This window comes from Pseudomonas koreensis, from assembly GCF_024169245.1.
GTDB lineage: Bacteria > Pseudomonadota > Gammaproteobacteria > Pseudomonadales > Pseudomonadaceae > Aquipseudomonas > Aquipseudomonas koreensis_F.
This window is the reverse complement of the sequence record NZ_JALJWP010000001.1, coordinates 1,104,672-1,122,789: the sequence shown is the minus strand read 5'-3', so window position 1 is coordinate 1,122,789 and position 18,118 is coordinate 1,104,672. Positions and strand designations below refer to the sequence as shown.

Sequence of the window (18,118 nt, the reverse complement as noted above, 5' to 3'; positions counted from 1 at the left end):
GCTTAACCGGCCGTAACCGGCGCGGCAGGCTTGGCCACCGAGCACAGGCGAATGGAGTCGGCGAGGATCTCGATGGCTTTCGGCCGTGGGAAGCTCGCGCGCCAGGCAATCGCCACGGTGCGGAACGGCACCGGCGCGGTCAGCGGACGCACTTCGATCACGCCGGGGGCGTAGTGATGGCTGTCCACCGCCGACAGCGGCAGGATCGAGATACCCAGGCCGGATGCGACCATATGGCGAATGGTTTCCAGCGAGCTGGATTCGACCGTGGTGTGCTTGGCGCCGTCATTGCCCTTGGTCAGGGTCGGGCAGGCTTCGAGTACCTGATCACGGAAGCAGTGACCTTCGCCGAGCAGCAACAGGCTCTTGTCGTTGAGCAGGCCGGCGTCGATGGACTCTTTCTTGGTCCACGGGTGCTGGGCCGGCATCAGGACGTAGAACGGCTCGTCGTACAGCGGCAGGGTCAGCACGTCGGCTTCGTTGAACGGCAGGGCAATGATGATCGCGTCGAGTTCGCCGTTGCGCAGTTTGTCGCGCAGCACGTGCGTGAAGTTTTCTTCGATGTACAACGGCATCTGCGGAGCAACCCGGTGCAGTTGTGGAATCAGATGCGGGAACAGGTACGGGCCGACGGTGTAGATCGCGCCGACTTTCAGCGGCGCGGTCAGCTGATTCTTGCCGGCCTGGGCCAGTTCGCGAATGCCTTGAGCCTGTTCCAGCACCTTCTGCGCCTGGGCGACGATGCCTTCGCCGACCGGGGTCAGGCGCACGGCGCTTTTGCTGCGCTCGAAAATCAGCACACCGAGTTCGTCTTCAAGTTTCTTCACGCCCACCGACAGCGTCGGCTGACTGACGTGGCAACGCTCGGCGGCATGGCCGAAGTGCTGCTCTTGGGCGAGGGTAACGATGTAGCGTAATTCTGTGAGGGTCATAGCAAGCGTCCATGAAGATGCGCGCCAAGCATACCGGCTGCAATCGATAGACGCACGTTATCAGACTGCGGGCTGGGTGCGACACTGGTCGAAGTCGGTTTGCCGCTGGCAGATATGCAAAAGGCACCTTTCGGTGCCTTTATCTCGATCTAACCGTCACCACATAACCCTGTGGGAGCGAGCCTGCTCGCGAAAGCGGTGGGTCAGACAAACATGAGCTGACTGACACGACCTCTTCGCGAGCAGGCTCGCTCCCACAGTTATGGCGGTGTTGCTTAGCGACGACGTTCCAGCGAATAAACAAACGGCGCAACAATTTCGATCGAGCCGTTGTTCAGCATGTCGGCCGGTGGTTTGGGCAGCGGTTGCGCGCGGCGGATCATGTCCAGGGTGGCCCGGTCCAGATCAGCGTTGCCGGAGCGGCCCACCAGTTCGAACGACAACACATTACCTTCGCCATCAACCACGAAGCGCAGACGATTCAAACCTTCCTTGCCACGCGACTGTGCACTCTGCGGGTACTTCTTGTACTTCTGCAAATGCGCGAGCAGGGTGCCTTGCCAACTGGCCTTCGCCGCGAGTTGAGCCGGCGACGGACCCGGTGCAGGCTGGGCGGATTTCTCCGTCGGTGCCTGGGTCGGCTGAGTGTCGGCCGGTTTTTCCTCGGAAGGTTTTTCCTTCGGTGGCTCGGGCAGCTTCTTCTCTACCGGCTTCGGCGGTTTCGGCTTGGGCTTCGGCTTGGGTTTCGGTACGGCGATTTCCGCTTTCGGTGCTTCAGCCAGTTTCGGAATCGGTAATTCTTCAACCGGAGCTGGTGGCTGCGGCGGTGTGACGACTTTTGGCGGAGCCGGCGGTGGCGGGGCGGGCAACGGAGCCAGCTCGACCATCATTGCCTGCGGCGGCAGTTCGATGGGCGGGCGGGCGGTCCAGTTCAGCGCCAGCGCGATGGCCAGCGCGTGCACGCCCAGCACCACGGCCAGGCTACCGCTGTAACGCGTCAGCTTATGGCGCGTCGTGATCATTTCTTGGCTGCCGTCTCGAGACCGACCAGACCGACCTTCAGGTAACCGGCGGCGCGCAGGCTGTCCATCACGCTCATCAGGTCACCGTAATCCACGCCTTTATCGGCCTGGAAGAAGATGGTGGTGTCTTTCTTGCCCTGGGTCTTGGCGTCGAGGGTGGCGCCGAGGGTTTCGGCTTTCACTTCGTCGTCGCCGAGGAACAGGCGCTGGTCCGCTTTCACACTGAGGAACACCGGTTTCTCTGGCCGCGGCGCCGGTTTGGCGGTCGAGGCCGGCAGGTCGACTTTGATGTCCACAGTGGCCAACGGCGCGGCCACCATGAAGATGATCAACAGCACCAGCATCACGTCGATGAACGGCGTGACGTTGATTTCGTGGTTCTCGGCCAGATCGTCGTCTGCGCCTTCTTTCAAATGCAGGCCCATGGCCGATTACCCCACTTTAACCATGTGCGGCTGCGAGCTGCGCTCAGGCTGGTGGTCGAGATCGCGGCTGACCAGCAGCAGGACTTCTGCCGAGGCATCGGAGACCTGCGCCTTGTAGCCGGCGATGGAACGGGCGAAGACGTTGTAGATCACTACCGCCGGAATCGCCGCAACCAGACCCAGTGCAGTGGCCAGCAGCGCTTCAGCGATACCTGGGGCCACGACGGCGAGGTTGGTGGTCTGGGTTTTGGCGATGCCGATGAACGAGTTCATGATGCCCCACACGGTACCGAACAGACCGACGAACGGCGCGGTTGAGCCGATTGTGGCGAGGACGCCGGTGCCGCTGCTCATGTTGCGACCACAGGCAGCAACGAGGCGCTCGAGGCGGAAGCTCACACGCTCCTTGATGCCTTCCTTCTCGCGGCTGTTGACCGACAGGCGCATCTCCTCAAGAGCGTCGTGAACCAGCAGGTTGGCGAGGGTGCCTTCCTTGCCGGCCGTGGCGCTGGCTTCTTTAAGAGTGGTGGCTTTTTTCAGCGCGGCGATTTCGCCACGCAGACGACGCTTGGCGCCCATCAGCTCGAAGCCTTTGGCGATCCAGATGGTCCAGGTGATGATCGAAGCGATAGCCAGACCGATCATCACGATTTTCACGATGATGTCGGCGTTCTGGTACATGCCCCACGGCGACAGGTCGTGGGCCATGCCCAAGGTGTTGTCGGCTTCGAGGACTTCAGGTGTGTCGGCCGCGTTGACAGCCTGCACCGGATCGGTGGCGGCCGGTGCAGCGGGAGCGGCAGCGGGCGCGCTCTGCTCGGTGGCGGCTGGGGTGGCTGGCGCTTGAGCGTCGGCGAAGGCGGCGGTCGGTGCCAGCATCAGGCTGAGCAACAGAGCCGCGACAGCGCTCCAGGCGCGAGGTCGAGTGGTTGGCGAAGCGGGAGTTTGATTACGTGTCATGCTGGCCGGACCTGAGGTAGAAAAACGTTATTGCTCTTCCAGGCCTCGTGAGGCCGAGAACAAAAGTGGCGTGCATTATTGCAAGTAATTCTTGTTAACAAAAGTAATAGAGTAACTTTTTTTCCTTCATTGCTAGCCGTTCGTCCTGTGCCAGAGCTAGTCTGTGCCTTTCCGATGGGAGTTTTCTGATGTCCGCGCCTTCTGTTTTGATTGCCGGTTGTGGTGATGTCGGCAGTCGTCTCGCCACGCAATTGCTGGCGGCTGGCTGGCAGGTTCATGGCTTGCGCCGGGATGTTTCCAGGCTGCCGGAGGGCGTCATCGGCGTCGCTGGTGACCTGTTCAGCGAAGAGTGCCCGGCGACTTGGCCGGTGGGCGCTGTGGATTATCTGGTGTATTGCGCTGCGGCCACCGACCATGACGAAGAAGGCTATCGCAAGGCCTACGTGCAAGGTTTGCAGAATGTGCTGAGCTGGCTAGGCGACTACGGGCAAGCGCCCGAGCGACTGATCTTCGTGTCCAGCAGCAGCGTGTATGGCCAGCAGGACGGAGCCTGGGTGGATGAGACCTCCGAGACTGTCGCTGCCGGTTATTCAGGGCGTTTGATGCTCGAAGCCGAGCAAATTGCGCTCAATAGCGGCATCCCGGCGAGCGTGCTGCGCCTGACCGGCATTTACGGCCCGGGTCGCGAATGGCTGCTGACCCAGGTGCGTCGCGGTTATCGCGTGGCGGTCGAGCCGCCGCTGTATGGCAATCGGATTCATGCCGATGATGCAGCGGGGCTGCTGGCGTTCTTGCTGGAAAAAGACCGCGAGGGCGTCAAGCTGGACGAGCTCTATATCGGTGTGGATGACGCGCCAGCGCCATTGGCCGAGGTGGTGGGCTGGTTGCGCGAATATCTGGGTGTAACGGAATGGGCGGAAGACGCCAGCGTGCGCCGCACCGGCAGCAAGCGTTGCAACAATGCGCGGGCGAAAGCGTTGGGCTGGGCGCCGAAGTACCCAAGCTACCGCGAAGGCTATGCAGCGATCCTGGAAGGTCGCTAAAAGCAAAAGATCGCAGCCTTCGGCAGCTCCTACAGGAAAATGCATTCCAAAGTAGGAGCTGCCGAAGGCTGCGATCTTTTCAGCGGGTTACTGCTTCTCCAGCAACCACTTGCGCTCACCTGCGGCAAACTGCGGTTGCTCATCCGCCAGCGCAGCATTCACTGCCTGCAGAATCTCCAGTTCTTTGCCCTTGCGCACAAAGATCCAGTTGTTGCCCTGGCCATTGAGTTGCAGCCACATGCTGTCGTTGCCATTGCTCATGGACGCGCAATCGCCGGCCAGGCACAAGGCATAACGATCAACGCCCGGAAGGCCGGTCACCTGACCGTCAGCCTGGAACTGCACGGTGCCGCCCTCACCCTGACCGCTGGCGATGGTCCAGTTGCCGCCAAGGTACGCCGAATACAGCGCGCGTTCGAAGCTCGCACCGATTGGCGCGCCTTCGGGCACCGGGATCTGTGCGCGATCAAAGAGTTGTTCGGGTTCGTTGTCGCTGGCGGCTTGCTGCAGGCGTCCGCCGTCGCGTTTCAGTTCGCTGGCGGAACTGCCGTAGAAATCGACTTTCCAGGCGCCGGACTCTTGGCCCAGCAACCGTCCTTCGACATTCTCAAAACCGTTGGTGTAGCGAGCCTGACCGGCCTTGGTGTTGACGTCCCATTCCAGATTCGGGCCGTAGGCCTGCAGGGCTTCGCGCAGAGGGCCGCCCTTGGCGGCGGCATCGATCGCCACCTGGTTGATCCAGGTGCCGCTGATGTCACGGTCGGCAGGGTCGCTGGCGCAGCCGCCCAGGAACAGGGCGAGCAGCGAGAGAGCTAGCGCTTTGCGCATGGTGGAATCCTTTCAAAACCTTTTCTTGCAGCAGTCGGCGCGGCGTTGAAGGCCGCGCCGTGCGCATCACTCGATGACCAGAATGGCATCCATTTCAACCTGCGCACCCTTCGGCAGGGCGGCCACGCCGATGGCGGCGCGGGCAGGGTAGGGCTGGTCGAAGTACTTGCCCATGATCTCGTTGACCTTGGCGAAGTGGCTCAAGTCAGTGAGGAAAATGTTCAGTTTGACGATGTCCTTGAACGAACCGCCAGCGGCTTCGGCCACGGCCTTGAGGTTCTCGAAGACCTGGACGGTCTGGGCCTCGAAGCCTTCAACCAGTTCCATGGTTTTCGGGTCCAGAGGGATCTGGCCCGACATGTAAACGGTATTGCCTGCCTTGATCGCCTGGGAGTAAGTGCCGATGGCGGCCGGGGCCTTGTCGCTGGTGATGACGGTTTTGGTCATGTAGGACTCCTTGTAATTGGCAGGTTATGCACGCATGCGGGTGATGCGGATCACCCCGGTCAAGGCGCGCAGTTTCTTGATCACGCGGGCCAGGTGCACACGATCGTGGACGCTGACCACCAACTGCACGACGCTGATGCGACCATCGCGTTCGTCCATGCTGATTTTCTCGATATTGCCGTCGGCCGCGTTGACGCTGCTGGCCAGCAGGGCGATCAGGCCGCGCTGGTGTTCCAGTTCGACGCGCAGCTCGACGTTGAATTCGCCGGTGACATCCTTGGCCCACGAGAGCTGGATGCATTTTTCCGGGTTGTGCCTGATTTCGCTGATGTTGCGGCAGTTGTCCAGGTGCACGACCATGCCTTTGCCTGCCGACAGGTGCCCGACGATCGGGTCGCCCGGGATCGGCGTGCAGCACTTGGCGTAGCTGAGCACCAGGCCTTCGGTACCGCGAATTGCCAGCGGACCTTCCGGGCTTGGCAACTGTTCGCCTTCGCCGAGCAGGCGGCGGGCGACCACGTAGGCCATGCGGTTGCCCAGGCCGATGTCTTCGAGCAGGTCTTCGATCAGTTCGAGGCGGTACTCGGTGAGCATCGCTTTGACGCGCTCGGCCGGGATCTTTTCCAGCGAGCTGTCGAAACCGTTGAGCACCTTGTTCAGCAGGCGTTCGCCGAGGCTGATGGACTCGGAACGGCGTTGCAGTTTCAGCGCATGGCGGATGTGCGTACGCGCCTTGCCGGTGACCACGAAGTTGAGCCACGCCGGGTTCGGCCGGGCGCCGGGAGCGCTGACGATCTCCACCGTGGAGCCGCTTTGCAGCGGTTCGGACAGCGGCGCGAGTCGGCGATTGATCCGGCAGGCGATGCAGCTGTTGCCGACGTCGGTGTGCACCGCGTAGGCGAAGTCGACCGCTGTGGAGCCTTTTGGCAGCTCCATGATCCGGCCTTTGGGCGTGAACACGTAGACCTCGTCCGGGAACAGGTCGATCTTCACGCTCTCGATGAATTCCAGCGAGTTGCCGGCGCGTTGCTGCATCTCCAGCACGCCTTTGACCCACTGGCGAGCACGTGCGTGCGTGCCTTTCGGTTGCTCGTCGCCGCTGGACTTGTACAGCCAATGGGCGGCGATGCCGTTGTTGGCCATTTCTTCCATTTCGCGGGTGCGGATCTGGATCTCGATCGGCACGCCATGCATGCCGAACAGCGTGGTGTGCAGCGACTGATAGCCGTTGGCCTTGGGGATCGCGATGTAATCCTTGAAGCGCCCTGGCAACGGTTTGTACAAATTATGCACGGCGCCCAATACGCGGTAGCAGGTATCGACCTTGTCGACGATGATCCGGAACGCGTAGACGTCCATGATCTCGTTGAAGGCCCGACGTTTGCCGCGCATTTTCTTGTAGATGCCGTAAAGGTGTTTCTGGCGTCCGCTGACTTCGCCCTGGATGCCGTCGATGGCGAGGCAATGGCCGAGGGACTCTTCGATCTTGTTGACGATTTCCTTGCGGTTGCCCCGGGCGCGTTTGACCGCCTGGTAGATCCGCGCGGAACGCATCGGGTGCATGGCCTTGAAGCCGAGGTCTTCGAACTCGATGCGGATCGCATGCATGCCCAGCCGGTTGGCGATGGGCGCGTAGATTTCGAGAGTTTCCTTGGCGATCCGCCGGCGTTTTTCGCCGGACAGCACTTCCAGCGTGCGCATGTTGTGCAGGCGGTCGGCGAGCTTGACCAGGATCACGCGAATGTCGCGGGCCATGGCCATGGCCATTTTCTGGAAGTTTTCCGCCTGGGCTTCGGCTTTGGTCTCGAAGTTCATCTGGGTCAGCTTACTGACCCCGTCGACCAGCTCGGCCACGGTTTCACCGAACTGCGCTTGCAGCGCCTCTTTGGCGATACCAGTGTCTTCGATCACGTCATGCAGCATCGCGGCCATCAGGCTCTGATGGTCCATGTGCATGTCGGCAAGAATATTCGCCACCGCAAGAGGATGCGTGACATACGCCTCGCCACTGCGACGGCGTTGACCGTCATGGGCTTGTTCGGCGTAGAAATACGCTCGGCGGACCAGGTTGACCTGGTCGTTGCCGAGGTAGGTCGATAAGCGATCGGCGAGGGCGTCTATGCTCGGCATGATGATTCCTGCCGAAAGCTGTGACCCCGCGCCGTGCTACGTCGACCAGGCATAGGCTTAGACGGCCTCGTTCGACTCGTCCTCGAACGCTGCGAACAGCGGTTCATCCTGGACGATTTCCTGTTCGGCGATGAACTCGTAGCTCATCAGGCCTTCAGCAATTTCACGCAGCGCGACTACGGTCGGCTTGTCGTTTTCCCACTGCACCAATGGCTCTTTGCCGCCGGTGGCCAGTTGACGGGCACGCTTGGTAGAGAGCATGACCAGCTCAAAGCGGTTTTCCACGTGTTCTAGGCAGTCTTCAACGGTTACGCGGGCCATGGTATTCCTCGGAGCGAATGCAATATGCGCGCTGCCCGGTTGGGCGAGCGGACTGAGCAGTTTAAAAAATCACCAGCGATTAGGGAAGCGCTGATTTTTTGACCAGACCCTTCAACGCGCTGCAAGCACCAATGTAAAGCGCTTGCAGGCATTTTGGGAAGTGCTGTTTTAGCCGAGCAATTCCGCCAGCAATTTGCCGAAACGCACTTGCTGGCGCTTCTGTTGCAGCTGATTGGCGCGGAAAATCGCTTTCAGATCGTCCAGCGCGTGGGCGAAATCGTCGTTGATGATCAGGTAATCGTAATCGACGTAGTGGCTCATCTCGCTGACCGCTTCGCGCATGCGGCCGTCGATGATCTCGTCGCTGTCCTGGCCACGGTTGGTCAGGCGCTGGTGCAGGGCTTGCAGCGATGGCGGCAGGATGAAGATCGAGCGCGCCTGCGGCATCAGCTTGCGCACTTGCTCGGCGCCTTGCCAATCGATTTCCAGAATCAGGTCATGACCTTCGTCCAGCGTCTGTTGCAGGCGGCTTTGCGAAGTGCCGTAGAAGTTGCCGAAGACTTCGGCGCGTTCAAGGAAGTCACCGTGCTCGCCCATTTTCACGAACTCTTCGCGGGTCACGAAGTGGTAGTTCACGCCGTCCACTTCACCCGGACGCATGGCGCGAGTGGTGTGCGAGACCGAAACGCGGATCTCCGGATCGGCGTCGGTCAACGCCTTGACCAGACTGCTCTTGCCCGCGCCCGATGGCGCGGAAATGATGTACAGGGTGCCGGTGTGTTGGGTCATGTCGGGGTAGCCTTACTCAATGTTCTGCACTTGTTCGCGCATCTGCTCGATCAACACCTTGAGGTTGACGGCGGCCTGGGTGCTGCGCGGGTCGAAGGCCTTGGAGCCCAGTGTGTTGGCCTCGCGGTTGAGCTCCTGCATCAGGAAGTCCAGACGCCGCCCGGCGGCACCACCGGACTTGAGCACCCGGCGAACTTCGATGATGTGGGTGCTCAGGCGATCCAGTTCTTCGGCCACGTCGCTTTTTTGCGCGAGGATGACCATTTCCTGTTCCAGACGCTGCGGGTCGAGTTCGGCCTTCATGTCGGCAAAGCGGTCGAGGACTTTCTGGCGCTGGGTGGCGAGCATCTGCGGCACCAGTTCACGCAGGGTCACCACGTCCTCTTCGATGGAGGTCAGGCGATCATTGATCAAGCGAGCCAGCTCCGCGCCTTCGCGCTCGCGGCCAGCCTTCAGATCCTTCAAACCCTGATTGAACAGCGCCAGCGCTTCGGCGTTCAATGCTTGCGGGTCGGTCGCATCGGCCACCAGAACGCCGGGCCAGGCCAGCACTTCCAGGGGATTCAGTGCGGCGGGATTCTTGATCAGCCCGGCAACGGTTTCCGCAGCGGCAACCAGTTGCGCAGCGCGCTCGCGGTCGACTTGCAGCGGCTTGCCGGTGCTCTCCTCGGTGAAGCGCAGCGTGCACTCCAGTTTGCCCCGCGACAGGCCCTGACGCAGCGCTTCACGCACGGCGCCCTCGAGGTCGCGAAACGATTCGGGCAAACGCAGGTGCGGTTCCAGATAGCGGCTGTTGACCGAACGCAATTCCCAGCTCAGGGTGCCCTGAACACCGGCTTTCTCGACGCGGGCGAAGGCGGTCATGCTGTGCACCATGGCGGTGACCTCGCAATGCAGATCGGCGCGAAACGCTGTTTCGCAGGCGCGATTTCAATGAATTTAAGCCGACTGGCAGCAAAGGCGCAGGATTGTAGCGCAGTGCGGCGAATGCGCCCAAACACACGGTGTGACAAAGCGCTGCAGCCCGTCGGTTATGCACGCTTGAGGGGCTTCGGTCGTCGGCCGGCAGTTTTAACCAGTGCCCACTCGCGGTGCAGCGCTCTATAATGCTCGGCAGTTTTCCGTCCTCAGTACAGGTATCCCTATGAAACGTCCAAGTGGTCGCGCTGCCGATCAGCTCCGCTCGATCCGCATCACCCGCAACTACACCAAACACGCCGAGGGATCCGTACTGGTCGAATTCGGTGATACCAAAGTCATCTGCACCGTCAGCGTCGAGAACGGCGTGCCGCGCTTTCTCAAAGGCCAGGGCCAGGGCTGGTTGACCGCCGAGTACGGCATGCTGCCGCGCGCCACCGGCGAGCGTAACCAGCGTGAAGCCAGCCGTGGCAAGCAGGGCGGGCGTACTCTGGAAATCCAGCGTCTGATCGGCCGTTCCCTGCGCGCGGCGCTGGACATGTCCAAGCTCGGCGACGTGACCCTGTACGTTGATTGCGACGTGATCCAGGCCGATGGCGGTACTCGCACCGCGTCCATCACCGGCGCCATGGTTGCGCTGGTCGATGCCTTGAAAGTGATCAAGAAGCGCGGCGGCCTGAAAGGCGGCGACCCGCTCAAGCAGATGATCGGTGCAGTCTCGGTGGGCATGTACCAGGGCGAGCCGGTGCTGGATCTGGACTATCTTGAAGATTCCGCTGCTGAAACCGACCTGAACGTCGTGATGACCAGCACCGGTGGTTTCATCGAAGTGCAGGGCACCGCCGAAGGCGCGCCGTTCCAGCCTGAAGACCTGAACGCCATGCTGGAACTGGCGAAGAAAGGCATGAACGAAATCTTCGAATTGCAGAAGGCTGCACTGGCCGACTGAGTTCTTGACCACAAGGAGGACGTGATGAGTGACGACCAAGAGTTGCTGCCCAAACCGAGCCAGCAGGTTCGCCAATGGGCGATGTTCTGTCACTTGTCCGCCTTGCTGGGGATCTGGATTCCATTCGGCAATCTGATCGGGCCGCTGATTCTTTGGCAGATGAAACGCGAGAAGGACCCTTTCATCGATGCGCAGGGCAAAGAAGCGCTGAATTTTCAGATCACTGTCGCCATTGCCTCAATGATCTGCTTCTTGCTCATGCTGTTGATTATTGGTTTCTTCCTGTTTGGCTTGCTGGCAATCGCGGCATTGGTCCTGACGATTATTGCTGGCGTCAAAGCCAATGAAGGTTTTCCATACAGATACCCGTTCACTTGGCGACTGATCAAGTAACAGTTCACTGACTCGCAATATTAAAAACGCCCTGACTTATCAGGGCGTTTTTATTTGTGCAACTAAATAATAGGCTTTTATTGTAGGACTAGTCTGTTCTCGATGTGCGGTTTGGAATTTATTTATTGATATATCTCCATTACACCTTTGGTCACAACTGATCAGGGATGTGCGGGTTACTGTCCTTGTTATTGACGCGAGCTGATTGCTAAAGTTGCCCGACGCAATGTTTCGCTCGAAACATTTCGATATGTTCAAGCCATCGATGGCACTTGAATTTCCCAGTAATCAGTGTTGAGAAAATCAGCCGGTTCACCGGTCGGGCCCAGGTAACAGCTCGCCTCGTGAATACTTAGCCAAGAATAATCCACATGATTCAGCTCGATTTTTACGGCACGCTCGTGGCCGCTTCCTTAGTATTACTGCTCGGACGCGGACTTGTTGCGCGTGTTGGCTTTCTGCGAAGTTACAATATTCCCGAGCCGGTAGCGGGCGGCCTGCTGGTCGCGCTGCTGTTATTGATATTGCGAACTATGGATATCGAAGTTCGCTTCGATACATCATTGCAGACACCGTTGATGTTGGCTTTCTTTGCCACGATTGGCTTGAGCGCAGACCTTGCCAGTCTGAAGAAGGGCGGTCGCATTGTCGGCATCTTCCTGCTGGCGGTCATCGGTTTGCTGGTGGTGCAGAACGCCATGGGCATCGGGCTGGCAACCCTGCTCGGACTCGATCCTTTGATGGGCTTGCTGACGGGCTCGATCACGCTGGCCGGCGGCCACGGCACTGGCGCTGCATGGGGCGCGGTGTTCAGTGAGAAATATGGTCTGGCCTCGGCTTCGGAACTGGCGCTGGCCTCAGCCACGTTCGGTCTGGTCCTGGGTGGCCTGATCGGTGGGCCGGTTGCGCGGTTGCTGATCAAGCGAGTGCAAGTGCCGGGGTGCAATCAGCAGCAAGCGCCGCGACTGCCAAGAGGGTTTGAGCAGCCGAACAAAGAACGTTCGATCACGCCTTTTTCGTTCGTAGAGACGCTAGCCCTGATTGCCGTCAGCTTGCTCGCGGGCAATCTTTTGAATGGCTTGCTGCATGGCACTGCTTTCGAACTGCCGACGTTTGTTTGCGTGCTGTTTGTGGGTGTGGTTTTGCGAAACAGTCTGTCAGCGCTTGGCTTGTATCAGGTATTCGAGCGAGAAGTTTCCGTGCTCGGCAATGTCAGCCTCTCGCTGTTTCTGGCGATCGCGCTGATGTCGCTGAAGTTGTGGGATCTGGCAGCGCTGGCATTGCCGATCTTCATCATTCTGGCCGTGCAGGCGCTGGTCATGGCGCTGTTCGCGATTTTCGTGACGTTCCGCGTGATGGGCAGCAACTATGATGCCGCCGTGCTCGCTGCGGGGCATTGCGGTTTTGGTCTTGGTGCTACGCCGACGGCCATTGCCAACATGCAAGCAGTGACGCAGCGGTATGGGCCTTCGCAGATCGCGTTTCTGGTGGTGCCGATGGTCGGGGCGTTCTTCATCGATATCGTCAACGTCATCGTGATCAAGCTGTACCTGACCTTGCCATTCTTCGCTGCCGTCTAGAAAGCACGGCGCATAAAAAATGCCCGCATCGGACGATGCGGGCATTTTCTTTGGCTGCGATAAAACGCTTAGATGGTCAGCGTCCAGTCGTAGTCGACGATCAACGGTGCGTGCTGCGAGAACCGTGGCTGACGCGGCAGGCGTGCGCTGCGCACCGAGCGACGCAGGCCCGGGGTCAGGATCTGGTAATCGAAACGCCAGCCCAGATTGAGCATCTCGGCCTGTTCGTTATCCGGCCACCAGCTGTACTGGTCGCCTTCACGGCTGACTTCACGCAGTGCATCGACATAGCCCATGTTGCCGACAATCTCGTCCATCCAGGCGCGTTCCGGCGCCAGGAAGCCTGGAGACTGCTGGCTGTCGCGCCAGTTCTTGATGTCGAGTTTCTGCTGCGCAACGTACAGCGAGCCACAGTAAATGTACTCGCGACGTTTGCGTCGCTGTTTGTCCAGGTACTTGCCGAAATCGTCCATGAGCTTGAACTTCTGGTTCAAGTCCTCATCGCCGTTCATCCCCGAAGGAAACAGCAAGGTGGCAATACTGACTTTGTCGAAATCTGCTTGCAGGTAGCGCCCGTAGCGGTCGGCCGTCTCGAAACCGAGACCGCTGATGACAGCCTTCGGTTGCAACCGCGAATACAAAGCCACACCACCTTGGGCAGGGACTTCGGCATCGCAGGCATAAAGGAAGTAGCCATCCAGTTGGAAGGCTGGGTCATCCAGTTCAAAGGCGGAGGCACGGGTGTCCTGCAGGCAGATGACGTCGGCATTCTGGGCTTGCAGCCAACTGAGCAAACCGCGCTCGACTGCCGCCTGAATACCATTGACGTTCACACTGATGATCCGCATAAATGGCCCCAAAAATCGCGTGCGTGTATGATACACGGCGTCAAGCTAATTAGCTAAATCCGTGGTATTTGGGGTTTTTTTCATGCAAGCGTATCAGCGCGATTTCATTCGTTTTGCCATCGATCGCGGCGTTTTGCGCTTCGGTGAGTTCACCCTGAAGTCCGGGCGCACCAGTCCCTACTTCTTCAACGCCGGCCTGTTCAACTCGGGTTCGGCCCTGGCGCAACTGGGGCGTTTTTACGCTGCGGCCATCGCCGAAAGTGGCATCCCCTTCGACGTTCTGTTTGGCCCGGCCTACAAAGGCATTCCGCTGGCGGCAACCACTGCCGTTGCGCTGGCCGAGCATCACGACCGTGACCTGCCATGGTGCTTCAACCGCAAGGAAGCCAAGGCCCACGGCGAAGGCGGCAGCCTGGTTGGCGCGCCGCTGACCGGAGATGTGCTGATCATCGACGATGTAATCACCGCCGGCACCGCCATTCGCGAAGTGATGCAGATCATCGCTTCCCAGGACGGCGCCAAGGCTGCCGGTGTGCTGATCGCGCTGAACCGTCAGGAGCGTGGCAACGGCGAGTTGTCGGCGATCCAGGAAGTCGAGCGCGACTTCGGTATTCCGGTAATCAGCATCGTGTCGCTGAATCAAGTGCTGGAATTCCTCGCCGACGATCCGCAGCTCAAGCAACACTTGCCAGCCGTGGAAGCCTATCGCGCCCAATTTGGCGTGTGATACGCACCTGTAGGAGCTGCCGAAGGCTGCGATCTTTTGATCTGGAAAAACAACATCAAAAGATCGCAGCCTTCGGCAGCTCCTACACGGGTCTAGCGCAGTTTTTGCCATTTGATCAGCAGTCTCAGCGCCAGTCCGACATTGACCAGCGCAAACACCAGCAGCGCTACAACCACCATTACATACAACGTGCGATCCACATCGAAATCCCACAGATCCAGCGTGCTGCTGCCGATGATGCCAACCGCTGCCGGCAAGTTAACGTAAAACAGCGCCACAAAAGCACACGTCAATGGCAATGCTCGCCAGTAGAAAGCAGCCATCACGTTTTCTCGACTGCGCTTTCGGCCCTGCGAACCCTTTTGAAACTCATCCTCAGCCAGCGCTGCATTGAGCGCCGGCCACGCCAGATTGAACATGAACGTAGTCAGGGTCAGCAGCAAGCCACTGACCGCGACGATGTCACTGAACGGCATTCAGGCCCAGCGTGGCGCAGAGCAATGCGTGGGAATCTTCGCTGATCTCGAACTGTCCGGCGCTGCCCTTGCGTTTGGTGATGGGCTTGAAGGTCGGCTCGTTTTGGGTGATGAGCATGTTTAACTCATCACGAATCACGTCCGAACTGATCACCACCAGAAAGACGTTTTGCGCATGTTCGGCGGACTCGATCACCGCGCGCATGCTGTGCTGCAGGATGTCATCAAGCTGGTTGCGAAAGCGCGAAACGGTGTTCTTCAGCAGGGTTTTGCTTTGGCTCTGGGTCAGTTGAAAGATCGTCGATATCTGCGATTCGGTCGGCAGGGTCTGCCCGAAGTAACTTTGAATCAGGTAGAGCAGGCGATCCTGTTTGGCTTCGTCAGCGCGGCTCGGCATACCGCCTTCGACCAGCATTTTCAGGTATTCGGTCAGGCTGGCCTTGGCGATGCGCTCCAGCGCGTGGGCGATTTCGGCGTCGCCGATGCGCAAGGTCTTCTTCACCGGTTCCTTTTGTTCCTGCTCGAAAGCGTCGGCGTCGATCGTGAACGAGATCTGCATGGATCAGGCGCTCCGGATTATTTGTCGCTGGCGGCTGGGTAGGGATCCTGAGGCGCATCTCCCTGGCCACGCAGCACTTTCCAGCCTTTGAGAGGATGGGAGGCTTCTGTGAAATCAGGGCAGGGTGGCATCGATTTTCGTGACGGGGCTGAATACTCTCGGCCACAGTCCACGCAGGCATAAGTACCTGCTGAAATGTCACTGCCGTAAGGAACGCTGTCTTTTTGCATGGGAAGATCTCCGCTGGATGAGAGGAAGATCCTAGGGAGATTTATTCTGAAGAGATGTCGGACGTTTCGCAGTGTTAAGTCAGGCGTTTCCTGCGCGCACAAAAAAGATCGCAGCCTGCGGCAGCTCCTACAAAAGCGGATTTCCGTAAGTGCGAAATCCCTGTAGGAGCTGCCGAAGGCTGCGATCTTTTGCTTTCAGCGATCAGCCATCAAGGCCGCTTGCGATTGCTGATCAGCGTACCCACGCCGGTGTCAGTGAAGATTTCCAGCAGGATCGCATTCGGCACACGACCGTCGATGATCAACGAACTGCCAACCCCACCCTGAACCGCTTCCAGTGCACAACGGATCTTCGGCAGCATGCCGCCGTAGATCGTGCCGTCAGCGATCAAGTCGTCGACCTGCTGCGTGCTCAGGCCGGTGAGCACGGTGCCCGATTTGTCCATGAGGCCGGCAATATTGGTCAGCAGCATCAGCTTTTCAGCTTTCAGCGCTTCGGCAACCTTGCCCGCCACCAGGTCGGCGTTGATGTTGTAGGACTCGCCGTTTTCACCCACGCCGATCGGCGCGATGACCGGGATGAAGTTGCCTTTGACCAGCAGGTTCAGCAGCTCGGTATTGATGCCGACGACTTCGCCGACGTGGCCGATGTCGATGATTTCCGGCTGGGTCATCTCCGGGGTCTGGCGGGAGACGGTGAGCTTCTTCGCCCGGATCAGCCCGGCATCTTTACCGGTCAGGCCGATGGCGCTGCCGCCATGGCGGTTGATCAGGTTGACGATGCTTTTGTTGACCTGACCGCCGAGGACCATTTCCACCACGTCCATGGTCGCCGCGTCGGTGACACGCATGCCGTCGACGAAATGGCTTTCGATCGACAGGCGCTTGAGCAGGTCACCGATCTGCGGGCCGCCACCGTGCACGACCACCGGGTTGATGCCCACGGCTTTCATCAGCACGATGTCGCGGGCGAAGCCGGTTTTCAGCTCCTCGCTTTCCATCGCGTTGCCGCCGTATTTGATCACCAGGGTCTTGCCGACATAGCGTCGGATGTAAGGCAGCGCTTCGGACAGGACCTTGGCAGTGTTGGCGGCGGCTTCGCGTTCGAGGGTCATTCAGGGCTCCGGGTGGATCAGAACGGTAGTTGGAGATCAGGTGCAACGCGTTTCAGTTGGGCGTGGAACACATCCTTGATGCGCTGCAATTCAGCCTCGTCATCGGCCTCGAAGCGCAGCACCAGCACCGGTGTGGTGTTGGATGCGCGCACCAGGCCCCAGCCTTTGGCGTAATCGACCCGCACGCCGTCAATGGTGGTCAGGTCGGCGCCTTCGCCCCACTGAGCATCGTGCAGTGCATCAATGATGCTGAATTTGCTCTCTTCGGTCACATGGATATTGATTTCCGGCGTGGAAATATCGTTCGGGAAGGTCGCAAACAGCTCTTCCGCGGTGGATTTTTCCTTGCTGAGGATCTCCAGCAGACGCGCGGCGCTGTAGATGCCGTCGTCGAAACCGAACCAGCGTTCCTTGAAGAAGATGTGCCCGCTCATTTCGCCGGCCAACAGCGCGCCGGATTGTTTCATTTTCTTCTTGATCAACGAGTGACCGGTCTTCCACATTAGCGGCCGGCCGCCGTATTCCTTGATCAGCGGCACCAGACGACGGGTGCATTTAACGTCGAAGATGATTTCCGCGTCCGGGTTGCGCGCCACCACATCGCGGGCGAACAGCATCAGCAGACGATCCGGGTAGACGATGCTGCCGGTGTTGGTTACCACACCGACGCGGTCACCGTCGCCGTCGAAGGCCAGGCCGATATCGGCGTTGGTCTCTTTGACCTTGGCAATCAGGTCGACGAGGTTTTCCGGTTTGCCCGGATCCGGATGATGGTTCGGGAAGTTGCCGTCGACTTCGCAGAACAGCGGGATGACTTCGCAGTTCAGCGCTTCGATCAGTTGCGGGGCGATCACGCCGGCCGCGCCGTTGCCGCAGTCGACCACGACTTTCAGGCGGCGGGCCAGTTTGATGTCCTGGACGATTTCGGTGTTGTAGCGGTCGAGGATTTCGACCTGAGTGACGCTGCCCTGGCCGCTGCTCAGGTCATTGTTCTTGATGCGCTCGTGCAGCACTTGAATCTGTTCGTTGGCGAGGGTGTCGCCGGCGATCACGATCTTGAAGCCGTTGTAATTGGACGGGTTATGGCTGCCGGTGAGCATCACCCCGGACTTGCCGGCCAGTACGTTGGCGGCGTAGTACAGCGCCGGCGTCGGCACCAGGCCGACATCGCTGACGTGGCAACCGCTCTCGGCGATGCCGCGAATGAGTTCCGCGACCAGCTCCGGGCCGGACAGGCGACCGTCGCGACCGACCGACACGTTCGGTTCGCCCTGGGCCAGGCTCTGCGAGCCGATGGCGCGACCGATCCAATAGGCGGTTTCACCGTTGAGGAATTCTGGCACGGTGCCACGAATGTCGTAGGCGCGGAAAATGCTGTCAGGCAGCTTCGGGGCGATCTTGGCGGGGGTGTTCATCTGCGGAAATG

19 protein-coding genes and 1 pseudogene are annotated in these 18,118 nt (G+C 59.7%); 5 read left to right on the top strand and 15 right to left on the bottom strand.

What is annotated here, in order from left to right; all coding sequences use genetic code 11:
* Nucleotides 1-2: 2 nt before the first annotated feature.
* From J2Y90_RS05280 to exbB, 4 genes are all read right to left on the bottom strand, one after another.
* Nucleotides 3-932, bottom strand: a complete 930-nt coding sequence (locus J2Y90_RS05280) for a hydrogen peroxide-inducible genes activator (protein ID WP_024014805.1) — start codon at nucleotides 930-932, stop codon at nucleotides 3-5.
* A gap of 275 nt (nucleotides 933-1,207) precedes the next feature.
* Complete coding sequence (locus J2Y90_RS05275) at nucleotides 1,208-1,954, bottom strand: TonB family protein (protein ID WP_042608108.1); 747 nt, start codon at nucleotides 1,952-1,954, stop codon at nucleotides 1,208-1,210.
* Nucleotides 1,951-2,379 carry a TonB system transport protein ExbD gene (gene exbD, locus J2Y90_RS05270; RefSeq protein WP_016772535.1) on the bottom strand — a complete coding sequence of 143 codons (429 nt, stop codon included), beginning with the start codon at nucleotides 2,377-2,379 and terminating at the stop codon, nucleotides 1,951-1,953. The genes J2Y90_RS05275 and exbD overlap by 4 nt, the downstream gene beginning before the upstream one ends.
* 6 nt (nucleotides 2,380-2,385) lie before the next feature.
* Nucleotides 2,386-3,339 (bottom strand): tonB-system energizer ExbB, encoded by a 954-nt coding sequence (exbB, locus tag J2Y90_RS05265; RefSeq protein ID WP_253497211.1) that lies wholly within the window; start codon nucleotides 3,337-3,339, stop codon nucleotides 2,386-2,388.
* 188 nt (nucleotides 3,340-3,527) lie between these two features.
* Between exbB and J2Y90_RS05260 the strand changes: the two genes are divergently transcribed.
* Entirely contained in the window at nucleotides 3,528-4,382 is an 855-nt protein-coding gene (locus tag J2Y90_RS05260) for an SDR family oxidoreductase (protein ID WP_253497208.1), read from the top strand.
* Between the two features lie 87 nt (nucleotides 4,383-4,469).
* On the opposite strand, the gene J2Y90_RS05255 is transcribed toward J2Y90_RS05260, so the two are convergent.
* The 6 genes from J2Y90_RS05255 to J2Y90_RS05230 all read right to left on the bottom strand — a co-directional run bounded on the left by J2Y90_RS05255 (nucleotide 4,470) and on the right by J2Y90_RS05230 (nucleotide 9,773).
* Entirely contained in the window at nucleotides 4,470-5,210 is a 741-nt protein-coding gene (locus tag J2Y90_RS05255; protein WP_253497205.1) for a hypothetical protein, read from the bottom strand.
* 66 nt (nucleotides 5,211-5,276) lie between these two features.
* Entirely contained in the window at nucleotides 5,277-5,657 is a 381-nt protein-coding gene (locus tag J2Y90_RS05250; RefSeq protein WP_014340863.1) for a RidA family protein, read from the bottom strand.
* 24 nt (nucleotides 5,658-5,681) lie between these two features.
* Nucleotides 5,682-7,787 carry a bifunctional GTP diphosphokinase/guanosine-3',5'-bis pyrophosphate 3'-pyrophosphohydrolase gene (gene spoT / locus J2Y90_RS05245; protein ID WP_007920338.1) on the bottom strand — a complete coding sequence of 702 codons (2,106 nt, stop codon included), beginning with the start codon at nucleotides 7,785-7,787 and terminating at the stop codon, nucleotides 5,682-5,684.
* Between the two features lie 57 nt (nucleotides 7,788-7,844).
* On the bottom strand, nucleotides 7,845-8,108 hold the full coding sequence (gene rpoZ / locus J2Y90_RS05240; RefSeq protein ID WP_008030604.1) for a DNA-directed RNA polymerase subunit omega: 264 nt from the start codon (nucleotides 8,106-8,108) through the stop codon (nucleotides 7,845-7,847).
* A 168-nt stretch (nucleotides 8,109-8,276) separates the two neighbouring features.
* The gene (gene gmk / locus J2Y90_RS05235) at nucleotides 8,277-8,897 is read right to left on the bottom strand and encodes a guanylate kinase (protein WP_039757364.1); all 621 of its coding nucleotides are present in this window, start codon (nucleotides 8,895-8,897) and stop codon (nucleotides 8,277-8,279) included.
* 12 nt (nucleotides 8,898-8,909) lie between these two features.
* On the bottom strand, nucleotides 8,910-9,773 hold the full coding sequence (locus J2Y90_RS05230; RefSeq protein ID WP_016770639.1) for a YicC/YloC family endoribonuclease: 864 nt from the start codon (nucleotides 9,771-9,773) through the stop codon (nucleotides 8,910-8,912).
* A gap of 268 nt (nucleotides 9,774-10,041) precedes the next feature.
* On the opposite strand from J2Y90_RS05230, the gene rph reads away from it, so the two are divergent.
* The 3 genes from rph (at nucleotide 10,042) to gltS (ending at nucleotide 12,737) form a co-directional block, all read left to right on the top strand.
* Nucleotides 10,042-10,764: a ribonuclease PH gene (gene rph, locus J2Y90_RS05225; RefSeq protein WP_027610407.1), complete on the top strand. Its 723-nt coding sequence runs from the start codon at nucleotides 10,042-10,044 to the stop codon at nucleotides 10,762-10,764.
* Between the two features lie 24 nt (nucleotides 10,765-10,788).
* Nucleotides 10,789-11,157 (top strand): DUF4870 domain-containing protein, encoded by a 369-nt coding sequence (locus J2Y90_RS05220; RefSeq protein WP_253497202.1) that lies wholly within the window; start codon nucleotides 10,789-10,791, stop codon nucleotides 11,155-11,157.
* Nucleotides 11,158-11,528: 371 nt separating this feature from the next.
* Nucleotides 11,529-12,737, top strand: coding sequence for a sodium/glutamate symporter (gene gltS, locus J2Y90_RS05215; RefSeq protein WP_253497199.1), 1,209 nt, complete (start codon nucleotides 11,529-11,531; stop codon nucleotides 12,735-12,737).
* 68 nt (nucleotides 12,738-12,805) lie between these two features.
* On the opposite strand, the gene J2Y90_RS05210 is transcribed toward gltS, so the two are convergent.
* Nucleotides 12,806-13,585 (bottom strand): exodeoxyribonuclease III, encoded by a 780-nt coding sequence (locus tag J2Y90_RS05210; RefSeq protein ID WP_016772543.1) that lies wholly within the window; start codon nucleotides 13,583-13,585, stop codon nucleotides 12,806-12,808.
* A gap of 82 nt (nucleotides 13,586-13,667) precedes the next feature.
* On the opposite strand from J2Y90_RS05210, the gene pyrE reads away from it, so the two are divergent.
* Nucleotides 13,668-14,312, top strand: coding sequence for an orotate phosphoribosyltransferase (gene pyrE, locus J2Y90_RS05205; RefSeq protein ID WP_008078597.1), 645 nt, complete (start codon nucleotides 13,668-13,670; stop codon nucleotides 14,310-14,312).
* A 92-nt stretch (nucleotides 14,313-14,404) separates the two neighbouring features.
* On the opposite strand, the gene J2Y90_RS05200 is transcribed toward pyrE, so the two are convergent.
* From J2Y90_RS05200 to J2Y90_RS05185, 4 genes and pseudogenes are all read right to left on the bottom strand, one after another.
* Entirely contained in the window at nucleotides 14,405-14,788 is a 384-nt protein-coding gene (locus J2Y90_RS05200) for a hypothetical protein (protein WP_253497196.1), read from the bottom strand.
* The gene (locus tag J2Y90_RS05195) at nucleotides 14,775-15,347 is read right to left on the bottom strand and encodes a hypothetical protein (RefSeq protein ID WP_123441840.1); all 573 of its coding nucleotides are present in this window, start codon (nucleotides 15,345-15,347) and stop codon (nucleotides 14,775-14,777) included. Before J2Y90_RS05195 ends, J2Y90_RS05200 begins: the two co-directional genes overlap by 14 nt.
* 439 nt (nucleotides 15,348-15,786) lie before the next feature.
* On the bottom strand, nucleotides 15,787-16,692 hold the full coding sequence (gene argB / locus J2Y90_RS05190; RefSeq protein WP_016772548.1) for an acetylglutamate kinase: 906 nt from the start codon (nucleotides 16,690-16,692) through the stop codon (nucleotides 15,787-15,789).
* A 17-nt stretch (nucleotides 16,693-16,709) separates the two neighbouring features.
* Nucleotides 16,710-18,086 (bottom strand): annotated as a pseudogene (locus J2Y90_RS05185) (phosphomannomutase/phosphoglucomutase); the annotation flags it as partial.
* Between the last annotated feature and the right edge of the window lie 32 nt (nucleotides 18,087-18,118).

Excerpts from the sequence above, each read along its gene's own strand:
- J2Y90_RS05280 (WP_024014805.1), bottom strand. The coding sequence starts at position 932 with ATGACCCTCACAGAATTACGCTACATCGTTACCCTCGCCCAAGAGCAG.
- J2Y90_RS05275 (WP_042608108.1), bottom strand. The coding sequence starts at position 1,954 with ATGATCACGACGCGCCATAAGCTGACGCGTTACAGCGGTAGCCTGGCC.
- exbD (WP_016772535.1), bottom strand. The coding sequence starts at position 2,379 with ATGGGCCTGCATTTGAAAGAAGGCGCAGACGACGATCTGGCCGAGAAC.
- exbB (WP_253497211.1), bottom strand. The coding sequence starts at position 3,339 with ATGACACGTAATCAAACTCCCGCTTCGCCAACCACTCGACCTCGCGCC.
- J2Y90_RS05260 (WP_253497208.1), top strand. The coding sequence starts at position 3,528 with ATGTCCGCGCCTTCTGTTTTGATTGCCGGTTGTGGTGATGTCGGCAGT.
- J2Y90_RS05255 (WP_253497205.1), bottom strand. The coding sequence starts at position 5,210 with ATGCGCAAAGCGCTAGCTCTCTCGCTGCTCGCCCTGTTCCTGGGCGGC.
- J2Y90_RS05250 (WP_014340863.1), bottom strand. The coding sequence starts at position 5,657 with ATGACCAAAACCGTCATCACCAGCGACAAGGCCCCGGCCGCCATCGGC.
- spoT (WP_007920338.1), bottom strand. The coding sequence starts at position 7,787 with ATGCCGAGCATAGACGCCCTCGCCGATCGCTTATCGACCTACCTCGGC.
- rpoZ (WP_008030604.1), bottom strand. The coding sequence starts at position 8,108 with ATGGCCCGCGTAACCGTTGAAGACTGCCTAGAACACGTGGAAAACCGC.
- gmk (WP_039757364.1), bottom strand. The coding sequence starts at position 8,897 with ATGACCCAACACACCGGCACCCTGTACATCATTTCCGCGCCATCGGGC.
- J2Y90_RS05230 (WP_016770639.1), bottom strand. The coding sequence starts at position 9,773 with ATGGTGCACAGCATGACCGCCTTCGCCCGCGTCGAGAAAGCCGGTGTT.
- rph (WP_027610407.1), top strand. The coding sequence starts at position 10,042 with ATGAAACGTCCAAGTGGTCGCGCTGCCGATCAGCTCCGCTCGATCCGC.
- J2Y90_RS05220 (WP_253497202.1), top strand. The coding sequence starts at position 10,789 with ATGAGTGACGACCAAGAGTTGCTGCCCAAACCGAGCCAGCAGGTTCGC.
- gltS (WP_253497199.1), top strand. The coding sequence starts at position 11,529 with ATGATTCAGCTCGATTTTTACGGCACGCTCGTGGCCGCTTCCTTAGTA.
- J2Y90_RS05210 (WP_016772543.1), bottom strand. The coding sequence starts at position 13,585 with ATGCGGATCATCAGTGTGAACGTCAATGGTATTCAGGCGGCAGTCGAG.
- pyrE (WP_008078597.1), top strand. The coding sequence starts at position 13,668 with ATGCAAGCGTATCAGCGCGATTTCATTCGTTTTGCCATCGATCGCGGC.
- J2Y90_RS05200 (WP_253497196.1), bottom strand. The coding sequence starts at position 14,788 with ATGCCGTTCAGTGACATCGTCGCGGTCAGTGGCTTGCTGCTGACCCTG.
- J2Y90_RS05195 (WP_123441840.1), bottom strand. The coding sequence starts at position 15,347 with ATGCAGATCTCGTTCACGATCGACGCCGACGCTTTCGAGCAGGAACAA.
- argB (WP_016772548.1), bottom strand. The coding sequence starts at position 16,692 with ATGACCCTCGAACGCGAAGCCGCCGCCAACACTGCCAAGGTCCTGTCC.